The organism is Facilibium subflavum, from assembly GCF_003574485.1.
In the GTDB taxonomy this organism is placed as follows: Bacteria; Pseudomonadota; Gammaproteobacteria; order Francisellales; family Francisellaceae; genus Facilibium; species Facilibium subflavum.
Genome location: NZ_QLIT01000074.1, coordinates 1 through 21,593 on the forward strand (window position 1 = coordinate 1; position 21,593 = coordinate 21,593).

Below are 21,593 nucleotides of genomic sequence, written 5' to 3' on the forward strand. Positions count from 1 at the left end.
ACAAATCCTTGGCGTCATAAGCGATAACACCAAGCACAATTGCATCACGCACATAACTTAACAACGCGTTTGACTGGGTACTATCAGGTACCTGTCCAGGTGTAAGGATGAACTTGATTGGCAAACCTAGCGCATCAACTAATGTGTGAATTTTCGTTGTAAAACCACCTTTACTCTTACCTAACGCCTGAGCTGAATTCCCATCTTTTTCATAGCCCGCAGCACATGCATGCGCTCTGACAATCGTCGAATCAATCATTACATCTTGTATATCTGCATCGCTCATGTGTTTCATCATTTCATCCCAAATCCCAAGTTCCGCCCAGTGCATAAAACGTTTATGAACTGCCCGCCAATGACCGTAGTATTCAGGAAGCATACGCCATTGACAACCCGTTCGTAACACATAGTAAACCCCTTCCACGAATAAACGCAAAGATTCCGTATTTTTGCAGTGTATCCTCTTTACCGTCATTAAAAATTCATAAATCTTTTCCCAAGCATTTCCATTTATGTGATAATGCATTTTGCAATCCTTTGTTGTTTTTCTCAAATATATTTCAAACCAAGGATTGCAACCTTGCAAATCATTTTTTAATTAAATCAACTTAATTTCACATCTTGTAGTTTTTTTGGTTCACAGAACCTAGTCAAATGGGTTGGGTTGTTGAGGACTGGGAGGACTGGGAGTATTGCCAAACAGTTCTGATGCAAATCCTCCACCATGTGGATTCCCAAGTTCCCGTACTGGATTTTGCACAAGCTCTGCTAAAGCTTCTATTTGCTGATCATTCATTTTTTTAGGATCTTTAGCTAGCACTTTTAGTTGATTCCTAACCGCCAACTTATTATCATCACTACAAAAGTTTCTTATAGCCTCATCTAGAGCGACTTTTGGTCCTTTCCCTTGAAGCTCAATACGCATTTCTTGAGCCATGCGATGTGATAGCGAATTATCACTACATTTAGTCTCACGCTTAGCTAAGTCAATTAATATAAAAACTATTTTTGCTTTTTGTAATTTATCTGGATCAATGAGCTGACTTGGATCAATATTTAAAGCCCTTTTTACTTGTTCCCATCTTGTAAAGCTTGTTGACAGATGCACTTTTTTACCATCCCAATACTGGCTCTGTAAGGTTAATAATTGATTTCGTAGTTCCAGATTCTGTATTTGATGATCTTTTTGCTGAATATTATTATCATGGTTTTGAATTCTCCCTATCACACTATCTAACTGCGTATTTGCTCCATCTAGTGACGCATTATTAGCATTTCCACCAGGCATCTGGGAAAGCCATTCCTTAAATTGATTAACAATCGCTTTTACGCTTTGTAAATCTGTAACCATTGTCATCGTTCACATCTCCTTTATTTGAATACCCGTTTTAATACCACATTAATATACGTGATAAGGCCTATACCACTTGAAAAATGATTAATAAGCGGTATAACTTATCAAACCACTTAAGCAAAATACTTACAATAAAACAGGAAAAAATCAGACAGGGTGTTGAAAAATAATGATTGTTTTAAATAATACAATCAACCTTACATTCGCTCAGGAATTTCAATTCCTAACAGGCCAAGCACGAATTCAAGCTGTTTTAATGTCAGCTGAGACAAGGCAATACGCCCATTTTGAAGCGTGATATTCTGCTCACCTGCAATGGGGGATTCGGCATAAAACTTGTTAAAGGTTGCGGCAACTTGATAGGCATATTCACATAAATGGTGCGGTTCACACTTATCATAGGTTTTTGCAACAGCATTAGGCAATTGCGTTAATACCAGCTGTAATTTACGCTCTGAATCATTACTTGCTGGTAATATTTTACTTGTTGCTTCCACCTGTCCAAGCTTACGTAAAATAGATTTAATTCTCACCGCAGAATACAATAAATAGGGGCCAGTTTTGCCTTCATATTGTGAGAACTTATCCAAATCAAAGATATAATCAGACGTATAAACATTGGATAAATCCGCAAATTTAACCGTAGCAAAAGCAATTTTATCGATGGTGTCCTGACGCGCATTTTCTGGAATATCATGAAGCTCACGCAAACTTGCTCTTGATCTTGCCTCATCGATTAAAGTACTCAAGCGCATCACTCCACCGGCACGGGTTTTAAATGGTTTGCCATCTTTGCCATTTAATGTCCCAAACCCGATATGAACCATTTCAACATTCGGGGCAATACCCATTTTTTTCGCCGCGGCAAAAACCTGTTTGAAATGAAGGCTTTGTCGTTTATCAACAACATAGATAATCTTTTGTGCCTTATAATCACGAACTCGCTCTAAAATCGTGGCTAAATCTGTTGTGCCATACATCACCGCACCATCAGATTTCACTAATATTAATGGTGGGGTTTTATCTGATTCACCTTTGGCAACAGGCACGATGATTGCCCCTTGGCTTTTTTCAGCATAATGTTTTTCCAAAGCATCTTTTACCATCGGCTCAATCAAATGCTGCACATCACTTTCGCCCTTCCAAAGATCAAAATAAACCCCTAAATCAGCGTAATCCTGTTTTAATGCTTTAATCGATACATCGATAAAATGTTGCCACAGCGCTAAATAACCGCGATGGCCTTGTTGCAGTTTCGCGGTGGCAAGCCTTGCCTTTTCAAGCTCACTTTCATCAGCTTTGCAACGTGCTGAGGCCCTTGGATAAATCTCTGACAACTCATCCACGGTTACAGGCGATTCTTTTGGATAGCTGCCTGTAAAACTTTCGTCAAAATAGGGCAAATCCGGGTACATCTTTTTGATCTCTTCAATCAACATCCCCATCTGTGTTCCCCAATCACCCAGGTGCACATCACTTAACACTTCATCACCACAAAAACGATAAACCCGTTGCAAGCAATCACCAATTAATGGTGAGCGAATGTGACCAATATGCAAGGGCTTTGCGACATTTGGGCCACCAAAGTCCATCATCACTTTTGTTGGTGTATGCACTTTTGGACAGCCAAGCCTTTGATCATTTAGAATTTCTGTTGTCCACCTGGCAAGAAAAGTATCACTTAGGGTGATATTGATAAACCCAGGCGCTATTGCACTGATTTCTGTAAAAATAAGATTGCCTTTGACTTGCTCTACAATATCTTGAGCAATTTGAAGTGGTGCGCGCTTTTGAATCTTTGCCAGTGGCATCGCACCATTACATTGAAACTGGCTAAGCTCAGGCCTTGCTGAGAGTTGAACCTTTGCATAACTGGTATCAAAACCTAATTCTGTGAATGCTTCAGTAAAAACAGCCGATAGATAGCTTTCTAACGTATGCGTGCTGGTATTGTTTTGTTGTAGGATTGTTTTTGTCATTTTATTGCCTTAGTTTCATAACCGGGCTTAATTATATACCACTCATCAACCATTTTATAGTACTCCTTGCTTTGCCTTTTGCATGATGTTGTCAAGTTGCGTTTTGCCCGGGAGTATTGAAATAACTGGTATGATATTATGCCGCACTATCATGAAGATCAACAGAATAATGAATATGATTTCTATCCAGCAAGTCCTGTAAAGCTAATTCAATAAATACTTTGTCAGATTGTCCAAGTATTTGAGCAAATTTTTGGGCTTGCTTTACACTCACAGTTTTACGGTCATTTTCAAGCGCTGACAGGTATTGCTTAGATACCCCCAATCGATCTGCATACTCAGCTTGGCTGACTTCCTCACACATCCTTATTGACCAAATCGCTTTACCTAGTGTAAGCTTATTACCTGTTACAGCTTCTATTTGTTTGCTTGCATTAGTATTCATGCTTATTCACCTGCTCAACTTTGATATAATTCAATTCAATTTTACCATGATCATATTCGGTGTAGATCGCTCTATACGCTTTATTCAAGCGAATTGATCTTTGCCCCTTACGCAAACCTTGCAAAGGTTCATCATGGTAACCCTTTAGCTTTCTTGTTTCTAAAACACCTATTTCTTCTACTGTTTTAGCCCAGAGTGTCAACTTATAAGCAATATGCGCAGGTATTTTCTTTAAGTCTTTCCTGGCTTGCTTACTCAGCTTGACGCTCTTAATCTCCATAAGCATCATCTACAAAAATGTCTTATACAAAAGAGTAAACATAATTAGTTTACATGTCAAGTCAAAAATAAATAATAAACCAGCAAGCTTGGTATACTGATCATCACACCAATAATAAAAAACGACCTTGCTGAAAAACAGTCAATACCACGTTTCATGGCAGCTTGAAAAACAATAATATTGCTGGCTGCGCCAAACAACGTTAAATTGCCAGCAAAGGTGCTGCCAACGGCTAATGACAATAACCCCTGATGGACGGTGTCAACTTGGCCAATAAAAGGTAAAAGCAGAACAACCATCGGCGCATTGGAAACTACCTGGCTTAATGCCAAGGCCATGATAATAATAAATACTGGCTGGCTAAACCATGATTGTTTTCCATCTAATAGCATCTGGAAAACCCCCGTTTTCCACACAGCAGCGATTAAAATAAACATACTCACAAAAAATACTAATATACGCCAGTCAATGCTTTTTAATACCTTTTTTTTATTTGGTGTTAACCATAAAATCACCAGTGCTGGCAATAATGAAACACAAGCAAAAGGAATAACGACATCCTTTGACCACGCGTTTATAATAATCTTAAGCAGAATTAATATAATAAACAGCGCAAGGCCCCATAACACAGCCTTAATACGCTTTTTATGTATTTTAATTCGCGTAATTGAGCCTGTAATAGGCACGGCCAGATCTCTTTTGAACACATAGGATAACACCCAATAACAAATGGCCAGGCTAATAAGGGTTGGAATAACCAAGTGTGCAAAAAAGTACAAAAAAACATGACGATCGAAGTAGTTCGCAATCAACAAATTCTGTGGATTACCAACCGGGCTCATCACGCTGCCAATTGTGACTGAAAAGGCAGTTGCATAAATAAAAGCTTTACCTGCAACATGATAATAACGAATAAAAATCAACGCAACAGCCGCACCGACAACTGCCATCGTATCATTTAATAAGAGTGCTGATAAAAAGCCAAAGACAAAAATCAACCGCCATAAAAGCACTTTTTGCGAAGTTGTTGACTGAATAACATAAAAAGCAAACTTCTTTAATAGCTTGCTCTTATCAAGTGCACTGCCTAAAACAAACACACCAAATAAATAACCGATAACATTAAAATCAATCGCATAAAAGGCTTCTTTAAAACTGATACTGCCAACTGTCAAGGCAATAACTGCTGCAATTGTCATCGTACACCATAAAGATAGTCTTAATCGGCCAATATGGCGTATAAATGATGATAACACGACTAAAAGAAGTAAAAACACAGGTAAATAATGCACAACCCAGCTTAGCATAAACATATCTTCCTAAATCTATATTGTTATTTATAAATGCCTTGCCTTTTTTCTTTCTGACAAACAGGCATATAAAAAGAGATAAGTATAGCCAGAACAGCCTAATTTAGGCTAGCTAATATTTATATCATATATACGATTTTGGCAAAAAGGCCTCTTGATAGGCTTTACATAGCTGGTCCATCTCTGGCGCAATCTGTGTATAATGCTGTTTTTTATCTAAAAGCGCCTTAAGGTGTTCAGGCACCTGAATTTTTTGCTGTAGAATCGGCTCAACAATGTTTTCAAACTTTGCCGGATGCGCTGTTGCCACCATGATAAACGGGGTATTTGAATCCAAGAGTGATCTTGCATAAAAGGCCGTAGCCGTATGCGGACAAATAATCTGCCCATATTGCTGGTATACGGATAACACAGTTTGTTTAATCGCTTGATCACTTGCCTTAAGGCCATGCACATGTTGCTTAAATTCTTCAAAATCATGATCAAATAAATCATACAAGCGCTCAAAGTTACTCGGCTTACCAACATCCATCGCATTGGCCAGCGTTTCAATGCTGGGCTTATTGGGAAGTTTTTTACTCTGTAAATATTGACCAATCACATTATTTTCATTTTGGCTTACTACAATGCGCCCAATAGGAAAACCCATTTCTTTAGCCCAAAAGCATGCCGTCACATTGCCAATATTGCCCGAAGGCACAATAAAATTTGCCTTTTGCTTATGCTTTAAAAAATACTGCCAGGCGGTATAGGCATAATAGGTCGTCTGTGGCAGTAATCGGCCAATATTAATACTGTTGGATGTATTTAGATGTGTCTTTGACTGCCACCATGGATCACTAAAAGCCGCTTTAACAAGTTTTTGACAATCATCAAAACGCCCTTTAACCGCAAGCGCTAAGACATTGTCACCCCAACAGGTAATCTGGTGTTGCTGACGCATCGAAATTTTGTCTTTTGGAAACAAAACAACCACACGGATATTTGGTTTTTGATAAAATGCTGAGGCTACAGCTGAACCAGTATCACCGGAGGTTGCCACCAGGATTGTAAAGGTCTTATCGGTTTTGACATGGCTTAAGCAATTGGCAAGAAATTGTGCGCCAAAGTCTTTAAACGATAAGGTTGGGCCGTGGAAAAGCTCAAGAATTTCATTATTGGCATCAAGTTCAACACGTGATAAAGGAAAATTAAAACTACGTTGACATATAGATGATAAATGCCGAGATAATGAATCCTCTTTAAAAAAAGGCGCAAGCATGTTTTCGGCAAATTGAGAATAGCTTATTGACTCAGGCAGACTTGAATAATCTATTTTAGGAAAACATGCCGGGACAAACAATCCACCATCCAAAGCTAACCCTTGCTGCATTGCCTGTGATAGACTCACACTTATGGTTTTATTCCTTGTACTAACAAACTTCATCATTTTCTCCTAAAACTTCTTCAACATAAGCACCATCTGCATTTAAGCTTGTTACATAACTTTGACAAACACAGTTTTGATCAACAAAGGCCTGATGCATGTTTTGTTTTGCCTTTTGTGCAAGTATTTGGCTTTCTGTGACAGCAAAAACGGCAGGCCCTGAGCCTGATATTCCACAACCAATTGCGCCAGCGGATATTGCACTTTTTTTAACAGCATCAAAACCAGGGATTAAAACCTTACGCATAGGCTCGACAAGCACATCCATCAAATTTCCCTTTAAAAGCGATAAATCATTGGTATAAAGTGCACTAATCGTTGCTGCAAGTTTTGCATTTTGTGCAACGACTTCCTGGATATCAAAAGGTTGATGCAGCAAAACACGTGCGGCTTTTGTTTCAATCTCAATATCTGGACAACTCAATGCTGCATAAAGGCCAAGCGTTGGCAGTTTAATAAACGAACATGGTTTTGAGCTTTGCAGTAAAATAAGCCCACCGAACATACACGGTACGGCATTATCGCCATGATAAACACCACCTGAGATTAAGCTCTCACCAAAGATAGCATAATCGATTAGTTGTGTTTTTGACAAAGGGGTCTGCAAGAACTCATTCAACGCCAGGATTGCCCCGACAGCTGAAGCTGCTGAGCCACCTATTCCTGAACCAAGCCCTATTCCTTTTTCAATCTCAATATCAAACCCAATCGTTAAGCCATGATCTTGTAAGAAGCGTTGTATCACCGCAGAACACACATTATCATCAACATTCAAAGGCAATTTTTCAGCGCCTTTAACCCCATAAATCTTACTAATCACAAGCTGATCATCTGTGCGTTTTGTAAGCTTCACACGATCGCCCACACCTTCAATGGCAAAACCAATTAAATCAAATCCTACGGCAAAATTTGCACTGGTTGCCGGCGCAAAAGCACGAACAGCGTGAACTGTGTTATTTATTTTTAATTGTTGTGTGATTGGTTGTTTTTGTTGTATTTTTTCCATCATAAAAATCATTACTATCCATTTTTTATTTGATTAACGACAACACATCGGCAAAAACGCCCGACGCTGTCACAATACTGCCAGCGCCAGCACCAGATATCAAAAGCGGATTTTTTTGATAATAGTCTGAATAGATTAATATCATATTATCCGTGCCGGTTAAATGCGCAAAAGGACTTTTTCCATCCAATGGTTTAATCCCAACCGCTACCGTACCACTTGCCGTGATTTCACCAATAAAATGTAATGCTGGCGCTTGTTGTTTAATCTTTTGAAGCTTACTGGTGATCTTGCGATCATACTCTTTTACCCTGATTAAAAATGTCTCAACACTTTCTTGATGCAAAGCTTCAGGCACCAGGCTTTCTATCAAGATATCATCAAGGTTGACTTCAAGACCAATCTCACGCGCCAGACAAATCACTTTCCTTGCAACATCCATCCCTGAGAGATCTTGTCTTGGGTCTGGCTCAGTAAAGCCTTTTTCATATGCATCAAACAGGCTATCTATAAAGCTTTTACCTTGATTCATCTGATTAAAAATATAACTTAATGTCCCTGAGAAAACGCCTTGAATTTTATGAATCTTATCCCCAGTTAACTGCATATTCTGCAAAGTTTGAATCACAGGTAACCCTGCACAAACATTTGTTTCATACTTAAACTTTGACTGGTGATCGATGCTCGTTTTTCTAAGCGCATAATAGTAAGATAAATCTTCTGTATTGGCATATTTATTAGGCGTCACCACATCTATTCCACTTTCCAAAAAGGGTAAATAACTGCGCGCAATTTTAGCATTTGCTGTTGCATCAATTAGGATTTTTTTCGCAACAGGTTGTGCCAATAAATGCGTTTTTAATTCCGTAACGGATGCTTTTTGCTTGCTATTTTTTAATTTATCCAGCCAGTTTTCTTGTAATAAATTACTACCCAAAACCATATGCTTTGAATTTATCACGCCAATAATACGCAGCTCGATGTTTTGCTTTAGCAATACTTCATGTTGTTTTTGCATCTGTAAAATCAGTGATTTGGCAACATTACCCACACCAATCAAAGCAACGGCCACTTCATTCACTGGTGCTTTTTTGGCTTGTGCATGAATTAAATTTAAGGCTACATGTTCATCTTCATCTTTCACTGTTACGGTAATGCTTCGCTCAGAAGAGCCTTGTGTAATCGCATGCACATTAATCTTAGCATCGGCCAGTGGTTTAATCACTTTTGATAAGGTTCCAGGCTGAAAGCGCATGCCATCACCAACTGCGGTAATCATTGAATAATTACTTTCACAATAAATATGCTCGATAAGCCCTTGTTCAATTTCACTTTTAAAGCTTTTCTCTAAGACTTTGACTGCTTTTTTAGCGTTTTGGGCATCTACCGCAAAACAAATCGAATATTCTGAACTTGACTGTGAAATCATCATCACTGAAATATTTGCCTTTTCAAGTACACTAAAAACTTTTGCAGCGATACCTGACACACCTATCATACCAACGCCTTGAACACGCATCAAAGAAACACCTTGAATACTTGTTAACCCCTTAATCAGATACGGAGAGCCTGTCTGACTTATTGCCTGGTCTGTAATGATGGTACCTTGATCTTTAGGATTAAAGCTGCTTTTGATATAAATAGGAATACTCGCTTTCATCATTGGATTAATCGTCAATGGATGCACGACAGAAGCACCAAAATAAGCAAGTTCTAACGCCTCCTTGTAAGATAAGCACCTAAGCTGTCTTGCCTGTGGCACTACCTGTGGGTTGGCGCTATATACACCAGCGACATCTGTCCAGATAATAAGCTTTTCTGCATTTAAAAGCCTTGCAAAAATTGCTGCAGAGTAATCACTACAGTTCATACCTAAAATTGTGCGATGTCCTTCAGTGTTTTGCGCAATAAAACCAGTAATCACATAAATCTCACCGGATTGCTTAATATATTGTGATAGTGATTTTTGACTTTTATCCCAGTCAACGCTTGCCGGCATAACACTATCATCAACGAATAAAAGTTTTGATGCATCAATAAAACTGGCTTTAATCTTTTGTGTCTGTAAAAAAGCAGTGAGAATTCTGGCTGAAAATATCTCACCAAAACCCAAGATAAAATGAGATAGACTATCGGCACAAATCTGGCTTAACTGTATGGTTAACAACATTTGTGAGATGTGTTCAATATCCGTGGTTATTTGATCGTATAGTGCTTGATCATCAATATCTAATGCATCAAGCAACCCCGTGTGGTGCATGGTAACCTGCAATAACACTTTTTGATAATCTTGCCCTGTTTTTGCCAGCTCAATTGCCTGGTTAAGCATACGCGTTGTCTTCCCGCTTGCTGAAACAATAATTGCTTCATTTCTGCCTTGAATAATTGAAATAATATTCCTAATTTTCTTTGCATCAGCAAGGCTACTGCCACCGAATTTATGCACAGTATATGCCATAATAATTTATCTCTTGTCACTGAAGTTTATTGCACCGGAACTACTGTTTTACCAAAGCTTTTGCCATATGGATAGCGTAATTTGCACAAAATACAGGAAAATTATATTGGATTAAAATCAGATGTAGGCACAGTGCTCACTTCAGCCTGTTAAGAAAGCTGTGCATTTCAATTAAATGGGTAGACTCCAAAATAAAAGGGTTATTAATGAATATTAAAGCTAACTTTCTTGCCAATCATGCCCAAAATTTCACTAATTGACCTTATTGTAAAATTTCCGGTTCCTTTTAAAATAGAATTTAATTTATTTGAGGAAATATGAAGCTCCTCTTGCACTTCATTAAAACCTTTTCCCGTTTGATCCATATATGCTTTCATGGCTAGGGAAAACTGTTGCTGTAAGTTCAAAATATTATCAGCAATTAACTGCGACTCTCGATCAATCCGATCAAACGTTTCTTGCCCGAGTTTTCTGATCGCCAAGTTCCTAAAATTGTTTAACTTCTGCTTGTTCATAATAACCTCGCTTAATGTTCTCTAAAAGCTCTCTTGCCTTCTTGATATCCTTTTCTTGTTGCTTTTTTGTATTTTTATCACCGCCATTTAGCAGTAAAACTATTTGTGCCCCATGAAAACAGTAATATGCTCGTAAACCATATTCTTTGTCACGTAGCTCAAATAAGCCTTTTTTAAGTGATTTGCTACCTTGTTTTAGTGTTGCCAGATTTCCAATTTTTTCAATCACTAATATTTTTTTGGTTATTGCAATTGCTTTTTCCTCGGTCAACTCGTCATACCATGACTCAAATTCTTTGGTTTGTTTTATTTCCCACATAACAATGCAGCCTTATTCACTCCACAGTCTAATTTTACTTCAATATATTGAATTTATCAAGATGTTAAAAAAATATCATCACCGAACTGGCTATAGCCTCCCTTAACTGGTTTTGTTATAATCAACCTTCTAGAAATAACCCATGGAAAAAATATGAGCACAATCTTTTGTAAAAAGTTGCAAAAACAAGCCACGCCAATGAGCTATGCACCAATGCCAGGCGCACTAGGTCAGCGTATATTGCATGAAATATCACAAGAAGCCTGGTCGCAATGGCTTGATCATCAGACCATCTTAATCAATGAATACCGATTAAATTTATTAGAGCCAGAGGCTAAAAACTTCTTATTGCAAGAAATGGAAAAATTCTTGTTTGGTGAAGGTTCTGAAAAACCTGACGCTTTTGTAAGACCTGAATAAACTGTCGGTATTAATTCAGCCCTGCCACATATTTTTTAGTGAGCTTTGACATTATATTCCATTAGATTTTCTCCTTAACAGGTTTTTCTGACATTTTTAACGCGGTATCAATAATACCTTGTACCGAGATACCAACTTCACTTAGCAGTAATTCCTTATCACCATGCTCTTGATAATAATTGGGCAAACCGATATTTCGGACTTTTACCTGGGTTAATAAATCCTGATTGAGTAAATACTCATTGACACCAGAACCCGCACCACCGGCAATCGCATTTTCCTCAAGTGTTATAATAAATGCATATTCCTGGACAATTTTAGTTAATAATACCTTATCCAATGGCTTAACAAAACGCATATCAACCACTGTAGCATTTAATTTCTCTGCGGCCTGTAACGCGATTGGTAGCAATGTCCCAAAATTTAAAATGGCATATTTTTTCCCTTTTCTTACCATATTGGCTTTACCCATTTCAATCGATAAATGCTCGGTAATCTCAGCACCAGTGCCACTGCCACGCGGATAACGCACAAGTGCTGGACCCTTATGTTGATAACCAAAACTCAGCATATGATAACACTCATTTTCATCACTTGGTGTCATGATCACCGTATTGGGGATACAGCGCATAAAGCTTAAATCAAAGCTTCCAGCGTGTGTTGCACCATCAGCCCCGACAAGTCCCGCACGATCAACGGCATAAAGTACATCTAAATTTTGAATACTGACATCATGTATCACCTGATCGTAAGCGCGCTGTAAAAAAGTCGAATAAATGGCCACAACCGGTTTATACCCCTCACAGGCAAGCCCTGCAGCAAAAGTCACCGCATGCTGCTCAGCAATAGCAACATCATAATAGCGATCAGCAAATCGTTTGGAAAACGCAATGAGATCAGATCCCTCGCGCATTGCAGGTGTTATCCCGACAAGCTTCTTATCTTTTGCGGCCATATCACAAATCCAGCGACCAAAGATATTTGAATAGGTGGGATTAGCTGTTTTCTTAATCGTGTGCTCAGAGTTAAACTTAGGGCTTACATGATGAAACTTAATGGGATCATCTTCTGCTTTTTGGTAACCTTTTCCCTTTTTGGTCAGTATATGCAAAATCTTAGGACCATCATGGTCTTTTAATGTTTTTAATGCCTCAATCAAGCCTGTAATATCGTGGCCATTAATGGGCCCCACATAATAAAAATCCAAGGCTTCAAACAAGTTTGCAGGAACAAACATTCCCTTAGCTTGTGTTTCAAGTCGTTTCGCAATTTCAAAAGCACCTGGGACTTTCTTTAAAATCTTTTTGCCCGTCTCACGAAAACTGTTATACATAGAGCCAGATAACAATTTCGTTAAGTGGCTTGTTAACGCGCCGACATTTTCTGAAATTGACATTTCATTGTCATTTAAAACAACCAGCACATCTGAGTGCATACCACCGGCATGATTCAATGCTTCAAATGCCATACCACCTGTTAAGGCACCATCACCAATAACAGCAACCGTTTTGGCAGAACTGCCACTTAGTTTATCCGCCTGATTCATTCCTAAAGCCGCACTGATCGAAGTACTTGAATGTCCAACGCCAAAAGCATCATACGGGCTTTCACTTCGCTTTGGAAATCCTGACAAGCCACCTGTTTTCTTTATTGTAACAAGCGAATCTGCTCTGCCTGTTAATATTTTATGTACATAAGTCTGGTGTCCTACATCCCATACAAGATGATCTTTAGGCGTATCATAAACGTAATGTAAAGCCAGTGTTAGCTCTAAAGCACCTAAACTACTGGCAAAATGGCCACCTGAAACATCAAGTGTTTCAACCAGAAAAGTACGAATCTCCTCTGCCAGATATGAAAGCTTATCAACAGGAAGCTTTCTTAAATCACAAGGTGAGTTGATATTGGCCAATAAGGTATAATCCTGGCGGTTTGTCTTTGGCATATTAACCACACATCACATATCGCTTTTGCGTAATAGTATCCTTTACTACGCAATAATTCTCAAGATAAAACAAACAATTACTCCCACTCTATTGTACCTGGTGGTTTACCAGTAACATCATAGACCACACGTGAAATCCCAGAGACTTCATTAACAATACGGTTAGATAAGTGTTCAATCAGCTCATAGGGTAAATGTGCCCAGCGCGCTGTCATAAAATCAATGGTTTCAACGGCACGTAATGCAACCACATAATCATATTTACGTTGATCGCCCATTACACCAACAGATTTCACAGGTAAAAAGACGGCAAATGCTTGACTGACTTTATCATACCACCCGGTTGCTTCTAATTCTTCCATAAATATTGCATCTGCTTTACGCAATAAATCAGCATATTCTTTTTTTACTTCACCTAAGATTCTTACACCTAACCCAGGGCCTGGGAAAGGATGGCGATAAACCATACGATAAGGTAAGCCAAGCTCAACACCAATACGGCGAACTTCATCTTTAAAAAGCTCTCGTAATGGTTCAACAAGCCCAAGCATCATATCCTCAGGAAGCCCACCAACATTGTGGTGCGACTTAATCACATGTGCTTTGCCCGTACTTGAGCCTGCAGATTCAATTACATCTGGATAAATTGTGCCTTGCGCTAACCACTTTGCATTGACAAGTTTACCTGCTTCTTCATCAAAAATATCAACAAAAAGATTGCCAATAATTTTACGTTTTTCCTCAGGGTCTTTCACACCTTGTAACGCTTTTAAAAAACGTGCCTCAGCATTGACTCGGATCACATTAATGTGTTTATGTTCAGCAAAAACATTCATCACCTGATCACCTTCATGCAAACGCAAAAGTCCCGTATCAACAAACACACAGGTTAATTGATCACCAACTGCCTTGTGTAATAAAGCGGCTACCACAGATGAGTCAACCCCACCGGATAAACCAAGGATGACCTGGTCTGTGCCTATCTGTGCACGTGTACGTTCCACAAGATCATCAATAATATTGGCAGGATTCCATAAAGCCTGGCAATGACATACGTTAAAAATAAAATTCTCTAGTAACTCTTTACCGTATTGAGAATGTGTGACCTCAGGGTGAAACTGTACACCAAAAAAAGGTTTTTCGCGATGTGCAACAGCAGCAATTGGTGCATTATCAGATGCAGCAATCGTTACAAAGTTATCACCTAGCTCAACAACCTTATCGCCATGGCTCATCCACACATCTTGAACCTGCGGAAGATTATCAAACAAAACACTTTCTTGCGCCACACTGATTTTTGCATAACCAAACTCGCGTTTATCTGATGCAGCCACCTGCCCGCCAAGTTGATATACCATGCTTTGCATTCCATAACAAATACCTAAAACAGGGACATTTAAAGAAAAAATAAATTCTGGCACGCGCACATCTACAGATATGTGCACTGACTCAGGCCCCCCTGAGAAGATAATACCTTTTGCATTAAATGCCAGTATATGCTCTTTATCAACATCATAGGGCATGATTTCACAGAACACACCAATTTCACGTATCCGCCGTGCTATAAGCTGTGTGTACTGAGAGCCAAAATCTAAGATTAGAATCTTATGTTGGTGGATATCTTGCATGATTATAAAGTGATTCAAAGGTTAAATTTCACGGCATTATAGCATGCCTTATAGTTGAGCGCGATTTTTTTGTCATGAATTTTTCATCCATTTCTATAGAAATAAACTTCTATCGCACTGGTAAATAACGAAACCGTGTTATATGATGAGACAAACCATTTTTAACACTAATTGCTACAGTTCTATGACCGGTTTAGGTATTACCATAACAGCCTTAGTAATATTAATTTTATGCTCGGCTTTTTTCTCAGGTTCAGAAACAGCGATGATGGCATTAAATCGCTATAAGTTACGCCACCTTGCCAAACGAAAACACAAAGCCGCCAGAAGAAGCCTGAAACTGATTCGGCGCCCTGATCGATTATTGGGTATGATTCTTGTAGGAAATACTTTTGCTAATATTATCGCCTCAGCAATATTAACAAGCTACGCCGAACAGCATTTAGGCCATATCGGTATCATCCTTGCCACCATCTTATTAACTTTTGTTATCCTTTTATTTGCTGAAATTATCCCGAAAACACTTGCGGCACTCTTTCCGCAACAGTTTGCTTTTCCTGCTTCCTCAATTCTTGCGCCGATGTTATTCGTTTTCTACCCGGTTGTATGGACATTAAACTCCATTGCCAATATACTTTTTCGCTTATTTGGTATTAAAATTAAACAAAGCGAAGTTACCGAAGCGTTAACTCAAGAAGAGATTCACTCTGTTGTTCATGACTCAAAAGGAAAGCTAGGCCCACGTAATAAAAACATGTTATTAGGCGTTTTAGAGCTTGAGATGATCAAGGTTGAAGATGTCATGATACCACATCATAAAATTGAGTTTATTAATCTAAGCGCTGATATTTCAGAAATCATTTATCAGATTATCCATGCTGAACACTCTATTTTACTTGCCTGCTATGATAACATTGAAAATATCGCAGGCATTATTTCAACAAAGCGCGCTTTGCGGTTTATTACCGAGGATCGAAAGCCTACCTATGAGGATATTTTGGGTCTGCTTCATGCACCTTACTATATCCCTAAAAACATCTCCATTAAAAATCAATTGATTAACTTCCAGCAAAAAGGCATGCGCTTTGCTACCGTTGTTAATGAATATGGTGAAATCGAAGGCATTGTTACGGTAGAGGATATTATCGAGGAAATTGTGGGCGAGTTTTCAGATACTTATCAAGTAGATACACACATCACCACACAAGCAGATAACTCCCACACAACAACAGGCGAGACAACAATTCGAGAAATTAACCGTCACTTGCATTTACAATTACCCACTGAAGGCGCTAAAACAATCTCTGGTTTTATCATTGATCAACTACAGGAGATTCCTGTGGGCAAGTGCTGCCTTAAAGTCTCTCACTACACTATTGAAGTGATGAAGGTTGAAAATAATCGCATTCAATTAGTGAAGATTCGACAAAATTAATCGCAAAGGTTTAAAAAAAGATTGCGTATTTCGTAACGCATTGTACAATCTCTATTCAAACTTAATCTTATAAAATTAAAGACTGTATTGAATGATAGAAAAATTACGCAATATTGCCATTATTGCTCACGTAGATCATGGCAAAACCACCCTTGTTGATAAGCTTTTACAACAATCTGGAACACTTCAAACACGCAATGAACAACTAGAGCGTGTAATGGACTCTAACGATCTGGAAAAAGAACGTGGGATTACTATTTTATCGAAAAATACTGCCATCAAGTGGCAGGACTATCACATTAATATCGTCGATACTCCCGGGCATGCTGATTTTGGTGGCGAAGTTGAACGGGTGATGTCGATGGTTGATTCGGTTTTACTCTTGGTTGATGCCGTAGACGGCCCAATGCCACAAACACGATTTGTGACTGAAAAGGCTTTTGCACAAGGATTAAAACCAATTGTTGTTATTAATAAAATTGACCGCCCTGGCGCACGAGCTGATTGGGTAATGGATCAGGTATTTGATCTTTTTGATCGTTTGGGCGCAACAGACGAACAACTTGATTTCCCTGTTGTCTACACTTCGGCACTAAATGGTTATGCGACACTAGATGAAAATGAAAACCCTGGTAATATGGATGCACTTTTTAAAGCAATCGTTGAACATGTAAACCCACCAGAAGTTGATCAAAGCGGCCCTTTTCAGATGCAGATTTCCTCGCTGGATTACTCAAGCTTTGTTGGCACCATTGGTATTGGCCGTATCAAGCGCGGCAGCATTAAAACAAATTCACCTGTTGTTATTGTTGACAAAAAAGGCAATAAGAAACAAGGCAGAATTCTACAGATTCTTGGCCATATGGGACTTGAGCGTATTGAAGTCCCCGAAGCTTCTGCAGGAGACATTATTTGCATTACTGGCATTGAGCAGTTAAACATCTCTGATACAATCTGCTCGCCAGAAAAAGTTGAGGCTTTACCCGCATTATCAGTCGATGAGCCAACAATTTCAATGACTTTCCAGGTAAACACTTCTCCTTTTGCAGGCCGTGAAGGCAAATTTGTTACCTCACGTCAAATCAAAGACAGGCTTGATCAAGAATTATTACATAATGTTGCCTTACGTGTTGAGCAACTCGATGATCCTGATAAATTTAAAGTATCAGGTCGTGGCGAACTACATCTGGCAATTTTATTGGAAAACATGCGCCGAGAAGGTTTTGAGATCGCAGTTTCACGTCCTCATGTTATTTTCAAAGAAATTGATGGACAAATGTGTGAGCCCTATGAACATGCCATTATTGATGTTGATGAGCAATATCAAGGGACTGTGATGGAAAAAATGGGGCTACGACAGGGTGAGCTTAAAAATATGGAGCCTGACGGTAAAGGGCGTGTTAAGCTTGAATTTATTATTCCATCGCGTGGATTAATTGGCTTTTATACTGAATTTTTGACGATTACTTCCGGCACTGGTGTGCTTAATAAAGTCTTTGACCACTATGGGCCGATGAAAAAAAGCATGCTTGAAACACGACAAAATGGAACACTGATATCTAATTGCCCAGGAAAAGCATTAGCGTTTGCACTTTTTAATCTGCAAGAACGTGGAAAACTTTTTATCGATCATGGCACTGAGGTTTATGAAGGCATGATTATTGGTATTCATTCGCGAGATAATGACTTAACGGTTAACCCTTGCAAAGGGAAACAGCTGACTAATGTTAGAGCATCTGGCAAAGATGAAAGCATTATTTTAACGCCTCCAATTAAAGTAACGCTTGAATATGCGCTTGAATTTATTGTGGATGATGAATTGGTTGAGATCACGCCAAAATCGATTCGTCTACGTAAGAAACTGCTTACAGAAAACGAACGTAAACGCGCATCAAGACCGCCAAAAAGCTAAGCTTTGAGCGGATCACCACGCTATAGCTAGCTAAGCACTGGCCCTATTATATACTCTATTATTTGCATATCTAGATATAGCTTCTTCGATCCATATTCATACACTTTTTGTCTGCTTTTTCCATGCCTCTCGACATATTCAATATAATTCCTAAGTTTTTCTTCTTTTTCGGCTAGCTTATTTTCATAATATTGCATAAGGTTAAAAAACGCTTGAGTTTCTATGCCATTTGCAAATAAAGGTCTAAAATCACTTACTCTTAAGCCATTTAAAAATAGAAGCTCAAAGAGCATATTTTTAGATCGACTAAATTTCGATCCTCTCCCTTTACCTTTATTATATGTTGGGAGCCCTTCATTATATAGACAGAGTAATACAGACAGCAAGTCATACACACAGCTAGACAACCATCTATCATTTGCCACCTTATTATACTTCAAGATATAGTCTAAAGGAGAAACAAACCCCTGTAGTCGCGACTGAGCTGTTTCAAGGCCTATTCCATATTCATAACCTATTAATTGATCGTATTTATAGATAGCAATCACAGTCCCAATATCATAGAAGCAACCATTTTCAAGTTTTACATTCAAAGTACATCCTCTTCCGCTTAGACCTTCCTCACCAAACTTCCAATCATATGCAGCCTTTGATTTACGATCAAATAACGGTTGTAATTCATCTCTATTCTCTTTTTCAAGCATATTTGTAAAACAGACATCTTGACTACTGCAGTCCAAAAAGAATGTAACCTCTTGGGCTGTTTTTAGAAGCATAGCAACACTTAGTAACTCCTGAATAACATTCCTTTGCAAATCTCTTGTTATTGTTCCAAACTGCACAAAATAACTCAGATATAAGATTGGCTTAACTTTTTCTATAAGCTTTAAATTTTGCAACCTCAAAGATGGTTGAAACGTAAATGAACAGTGAAAATCATCTTCCAGCTTTTTAAATCGTGTCATAGCAGAATTAGTAAACAACACACTTGTGTCAGATGAAGGCAATAACTCCTCTGGATTAACTTCCATGTAACCATAAGACCTCATTTTCATCCTGAAACTTCGGACTATTTCATCATAATTAAATGCTTGGTGAATTAATTTTGCTTTCATTTTATGCCTTTACTTCTAGCTTTTTTGCCCATAGAGCTACAGACAAAGCTATCAAAGATGCCACTAGTAATAAGGCTTGCATAGAGAACACATAGCTTATCCCTAGAACTTGTTGAAAAAATGCAGATAATGCGGTTGGTAATATCTGCAACACTCCCACGGCAACTATGATATACCTGCGTTTATCCAAGTTATCGAGTTGAGATATTTTAAATAATGATGAGCTCACACCTATGCTCGCTGCATAGCCAGATAAAAGCATGCTACACATAGCCACATAAACATGTCCTTGGCAGGCAAGCGCTAAAACCGTAGAGATTATAACACCAAAATAAAAATATGTACGTATAACTGACCAAATTTGCAAATACAAATACGCAATTATACACCCTAAAATAAAAGAGCTATCAAGTAATAAACCGCCCAATGGTAACCTTTTAAAAACACTACTATTCATAACTCCCATATAAACATTTGATGCATTGATTAAGTAAACTGCTATCGCAAACTGTATCACATGCTGAATATCCGCTTTTTCGATGCATTTCATTATAGAAGCCTTTCTAATAAAAAAAGTTCTCTTCTCTTTTTCCTCAGTCAATCTTTTATGGAAAAATAATACAGTTAAGGTAAGATATGAAACCCACACTAATAATACATATCCCCTGGTTTTTTCGAGAGAAAGCGTTTTTAATGACCAGTCAACAAACCAAATGCTTAAAACTGTTACCATATTCACAATGATAAATAAGGTCGCATAAGTTTTACTGGATAAAGTTTTAAGGCGCTTGGATATATCAACTATTAATATAGTTTTTAATGGTTCTAATATTCTAAGACAAAAGCCCATAAGTAACATTATTATTGGAGAGTTTGAGAATATAAAAAACACGAGGAGTAATATATTTAATACTATAAAACTATGACGGGTAGTTGACATATTCCTCCAAACTAAAGCACTAAGCTGGCCACAGAAGAATGCAACAAGAAAAGCAGCACCTAGATTATGGCCTCCATTAAGAAAAGCAGAAAAATAAATTAATGTTGTTGTGATGCAAGGGAAAAGTGTCAATAATACCAGTCTAATTTTATTCATGCTTACTAGCGCTCAATTTGAATAAGGGGTAAACATTTTTATCAATAATCCCCTTAGAAAGGAGGATGCGGCTTAAATCGCTTGCAACATATACTACACAATAATTTCTATCAAAAGATGACTTCAACTTTTTATTGAATGTTTCAGGGGAACTTGGTAATTCAGACGTAAAAATATGTGGCGTTTTCTGCAGTAAAGAAGCTGAATTCCATTTAACAAACTGCATGCTTTCTGAATAGAAGTGCTTGTAGTCTATTAAAGCTGTTAAATTTGGTCTCAATGCGGATTTAATATCGCTTATGGAGCTGATTTCACCTTCTTCAATCTGATACGCAACTTCACTAAGATCACAACCCGTAATTAGCTCATATACATCAAATAAATGATCCCCCCCCATTCTAAGTTGACATTCAATAAACTCCACTTCCTCATCAAATAGTTTTAGCTCAATATGGGCCATGCCAGACTCATAACCAATAGAATTTAGGAAACGATCCACTTCATACTCAAGAAGTTTTAAGGTTCCCTCCTGAATTGAATTATCAATTAAATGTGATTTTTCAACATAGCTATTCTCGAAACAACTTTTCTTAGCCAGTAAAAGAGTTTTATGTTGTGATGCAACTGTTGCAACATCGACACTGTATTCATCTCCCTTAATATAGCGCTCCAGAATAAACTTACCGCTTAGTTTTGGTAAAATTCCTAGCAGCTCTTCTTTCGAGTTAATTTTATGTATATCCATACTCGCTGTACCTGATAATGGTTTCAAAATACATGGGTAAACAAGTTTTTCTAAACGTTTTTCACATATATCAGGGCAATCAATCTCGAGAAATTCACCTTCTTTGCGTTGAAGAAAATTGATATGTTGTCTAAAGAGATATTTATTTTTAAATATCTCATTTTGTTTCTTCTTGCTTCTAATAACTGTTGTGGTCTAATATTCC

General features: G+C 38.1%; 19 protein-coding genes. 3 read left to right on the forward strand and 16 right to left on the reverse strand.

Annotation, left to right across the window (positions count from 1 at the left end):
- From DNK84_RS05315 to DNK84_RS05365, 11 genes are all read right to left on the reverse strand, one after another.
- A partial coding sequence (locus DNK84_RS05315) for an IS5 family transposase (protein ID WP_119343519.1) occupies positions 1-526 on the reverse strand: 526 nt, incomplete at its 3' end.
- 120 nt (positions 527-646) lie between these two features.
- Entirely contained in the window at positions 647-1,357 is a 711-nt protein-coding gene (locus tag DNK84_RS05320; protein WP_119343520.1) for a hypothetical protein, read from the reverse strand.
- Positions 1,358-1,551: 194 nt separating this feature from the next.
- The gene (gene argS, locus DNK84_RS05325; protein ID WP_119343521.1) at positions 1,552-3,333 is read right to left on the reverse strand and encodes an arginine--tRNA ligase; all 1,782 of its coding nucleotides are present in this window, start codon (positions 3,331-3,333) and stop codon (positions 1,552-1,554) included.
- Between the two features lie 136 nt (positions 3,334-3,469).
- Positions 3,470-3,778, reverse strand: coding sequence for a helix-turn-helix transcriptional regulator (locus DNK84_RS05330; RefSeq protein ID WP_119343522.1), 309 nt, complete (start codon positions 3,776-3,778; stop codon positions 3,470-3,472).
- On the reverse strand, positions 3,768-4,058 hold the full coding sequence (locus tag DNK84_RS05335) for a type II toxin-antitoxin system mRNA interferase toxin, RelE/StbE family (protein ID WP_119343535.1): 291 nt from the start codon (positions 4,056-4,058) through the stop codon (positions 3,768-3,770). Before DNK84_RS05335 ends, DNK84_RS05330 begins: the two co-directional genes overlap by 11 nt.
- Before the next feature lie 56 nt (positions 4,059-4,114).
- Positions 4,115-5,365 (reverse strand): SLC13 family permease, encoded by a 1,251-nt coding sequence (locus tag DNK84_RS05340; protein ID WP_162902249.1) that lies wholly within the window; start codon positions 5,363-5,365, stop codon positions 4,115-4,117.
- 127 nt (positions 5,366-5,492) lie between these two features.
- Positions 5,493-6,794: a threonine synthase gene (thrC, locus tag DNK84_RS05345; RefSeq protein ID WP_119343524.1), complete on the reverse strand. Its 1,302-nt coding sequence runs from the start codon at positions 6,792-6,794 to the stop codon at positions 5,493-5,495.
- Positions 6,781-7,803, reverse strand: coding sequence for a homoserine kinase (locus DNK84_RS05350; protein ID WP_235826829.1), 1,023 nt, complete (start codon positions 7,801-7,803; stop codon positions 6,781-6,783). The genes thrC and DNK84_RS05350 overlap by 14 nt, the downstream gene beginning before the upstream one ends.
- 22 nt (positions 7,804-7,825) lie before the next feature.
- Complete coding sequence (thrA, locus tag DNK84_RS05355) at positions 7,826-10,258, reverse strand: bifunctional aspartate kinase/homoserine dehydrogenase I (RefSeq protein ID WP_119343525.1); 2,433 nt, start codon at positions 10,256-10,258, stop codon at positions 7,826-7,828.
- A gap of 203 nt (positions 10,259-10,461) precedes the next feature.
- Positions 10,462-10,773, reverse strand: a complete 312-nt coding sequence (locus DNK84_RS05360) for a hypothetical protein (protein ID WP_119343526.1) — start codon at positions 10,771-10,773, stop codon at positions 10,462-10,464.
- Positions 10,745-11,092, reverse strand: a complete 348-nt coding sequence (locus DNK84_RS05365) for a type II toxin-antitoxin system RelE/ParE family toxin (protein ID WP_119343527.1) — start codon at positions 11,090-11,092, stop codon at positions 10,745-10,747. Before DNK84_RS05365 ends, DNK84_RS05360 begins: the two co-directional genes overlap by 29 nt.
- Positions 11,093-11,245: 153 nt before the next feature.
- Here DNK84_RS05365 and DNK84_RS05370 point away from each other — a divergent pair, with 153 nt between their 5' ends.
- A complete protein-coding gene (locus DNK84_RS05370; protein WP_119343528.1) occupies positions 11,246-11,512 on the forward strand; it encodes an oxidative damage protection protein in 267 nt (88 codons plus the stop codon).
- 61 nt (positions 11,513-11,573) lie between these two features.
- Here DNK84_RS05370 and dxs read toward each other — a convergent pair whose 3' ends face one another.
- Together dxs and guaA are read right to left on the reverse strand one after the other, a co-directional pair.
- Entirely contained in the window at positions 11,574-13,457 is a 1,884-nt protein-coding gene (gene dxs / locus DNK84_RS05375) for a 1-deoxy-D-xylulose-5-phosphate synthase (protein WP_119343537.1), read from the reverse strand.
- A gap of 77 nt (positions 13,458-13,534) precedes the next feature.
- Positions 13,535-15,085, reverse strand: a complete 1,551-nt coding sequence (guaA, locus tag DNK84_RS05380) for a glutamine-hydrolyzing GMP synthase (protein WP_119343529.1) — start codon at positions 15,083-15,085, stop codon at positions 13,535-13,537.
- Between the two features lie 142 nt (positions 15,086-15,227).
- Between guaA and DNK84_RS05385 the strand changes: the two genes are divergently transcribed.
- Both DNK84_RS05385 and typA read left to right on the forward strand, forming a co-directional pair.
- Positions 15,228-16,520 carry an HlyC/CorC family transporter gene (locus tag DNK84_RS05385; RefSeq protein WP_235826830.1) on the forward strand — a complete coding sequence of 431 codons (1,293 nt, stop codon included), beginning with the start codon at positions 15,228-15,230 and terminating at the stop codon, positions 16,518-16,520.
- A 91-nt stretch (positions 16,521-16,611) separates the two neighbouring features.
- Positions 16,612-18,432 (forward strand): translational GTPase TypA, encoded by a 1,821-nt coding sequence (typA, locus tag DNK84_RS05390; RefSeq protein ID WP_119343531.1) that lies wholly within the window; start codon positions 16,612-16,614, stop codon positions 18,430-18,432.
- Positions 18,433-18,458: 26 nt separating this feature from the next.
- On the opposite strand, the gene DNK84_RS05395 is transcribed toward typA, so the two are convergent.
- Genes DNK84_RS05395 through DNK84_RS05405 form a run of 3 tightly spaced genes read right to left on the reverse strand, consistent with a single transcriptional unit; the run spans position 18,459 to position 21,571 of the window.
- Positions 18,459-19,547, reverse strand: coding sequence for a hypothetical protein (locus tag DNK84_RS05395; RefSeq protein ID WP_119343532.1), 1,089 nt, complete (start codon positions 19,545-19,547; stop codon positions 18,459-18,461).
- 1 nt (position 19,548) lies between these two features.
- A complete protein-coding gene (locus tag DNK84_RS05400) occupies positions 19,549-20,643 on the reverse strand; it encodes a hypothetical protein (RefSeq protein ID WP_119343533.1) in 1,095 nt (364 codons plus the stop codon).
- Positions 20,636-21,571 (reverse strand): ATP-grasp domain-containing protein, encoded by a 936-nt coding sequence (locus DNK84_RS05405; protein ID WP_119343534.1) that lies wholly within the window; start codon positions 21,569-21,571, stop codon positions 20,636-20,638. Before DNK84_RS05405 ends, DNK84_RS05400 begins: the two co-directional genes overlap by 8 nt.
- Between the last annotated feature and the right edge of the window lie 22 nt (positions 21,572-21,593).

Bases quoted from the DNA above. Each gene is read 5' to 3' on its own strand.
- DNK84_RS05320 (WP_119343520.1), bottom strand. From the start codon at position 1,357: ATGACAATGGTTACAGATTTACAAAGCGTAAAAGCGATTGTTAATCAA.
- argS (WP_119343521.1), bottom strand. From the start codon at position 3,333: ATGACAAAAACAATCCTACAACAAAACAATACCAGCACGCATACGTTA.
- DNK84_RS05330 (WP_119343522.1), bottom strand. From the start codon at position 3,778: ATGAATACTAATGCAAGCAAACAAATAGAAGCTGTAACAGGTAATAAG.
- DNK84_RS05335 (WP_119343535.1), bottom strand. From the start codon at position 4,058: ATGGAGATTAAGAGCGTCAAGCTGAGTAAGCAAGCCAGGAAAGACTTA.
- DNK84_RS05340 (WP_162902249.1), bottom strand. From the start codon at position 5,365: ATGCTAAGCTGGGTTGTGCATTATTTACCTGTGTTTTTACTTCTTTTA.
- thrC (WP_119343524.1), bottom strand. From the start codon at position 6,794: ATGAAGTTTGTTAGTACAAGGAATAAAACCATAAGTGTGAGTCTATCA.
- DNK84_RS05350 (WP_235826829.1), bottom strand. From the start codon at position 7,803: ATGATGGAAAAAATACAACAAAAACAACCAATCACACAACAATTAAAA.
- thrA (WP_119343525.1), bottom strand. From the start codon at position 10,258: ATGGCATATACTGTGCATAAATTCGGTGGCAGTAGCCTTGCTGATGCA.
- DNK84_RS05360 (WP_119343526.1), bottom strand. From the start codon at position 10,773: ATGAACAAGCAGAAGTTAAACAATTTTAGGAACTTGGCGATCAGAAAA.
- DNK84_RS05365 (WP_119343527.1), bottom strand. From the start codon at position 11,092: ATGTGGGAAATAAAACAAACCAAAGAATTTGAGTCATGGTATGACGAG.
- DNK84_RS05370 (WP_119343528.1), top strand. From the start codon at position 11,246: ATGAGCACAATCTTTTGTAAAAAGTTGCAAAAACAAGCCACGCCAATG.
- dxs (WP_119343537.1), bottom strand. From the start codon at position 13,457: ATGCCAAAGACAAACCGCCAGGATTATACCTTATTGGCCAATATCAAC.
- guaA (WP_119343529.1), bottom strand. From the start codon at position 15,085: ATGCAAGATATCCACCAACATAAGATTCTAATCTTAGATTTTGGCTCT.
- DNK84_RS05385 (WP_235826830.1), top strand. From the start codon at position 15,228: ATGATGAGACAAACCATTTTTAACACTAATTGCTACAGTTCTATGACC.
- typA (WP_119343531.1), top strand. From the start codon at position 16,612: ATGATAGAAAAATTACGCAATATTGCCATTATTGCTCACGTAGATCAT.
- DNK84_RS05395 (WP_119343532.1), bottom strand. From the start codon at position 19,547: ATGAAAGCAAAATTAATTCACCAAGCATTTAATTATGATGAAATAGTC.
- DNK84_RS05400 (WP_119343533.1), bottom strand. From the start codon at position 20,643: ATGAATAAAATTAGACTGGTATTATTGACACTTTTCCCTTGCATCACA.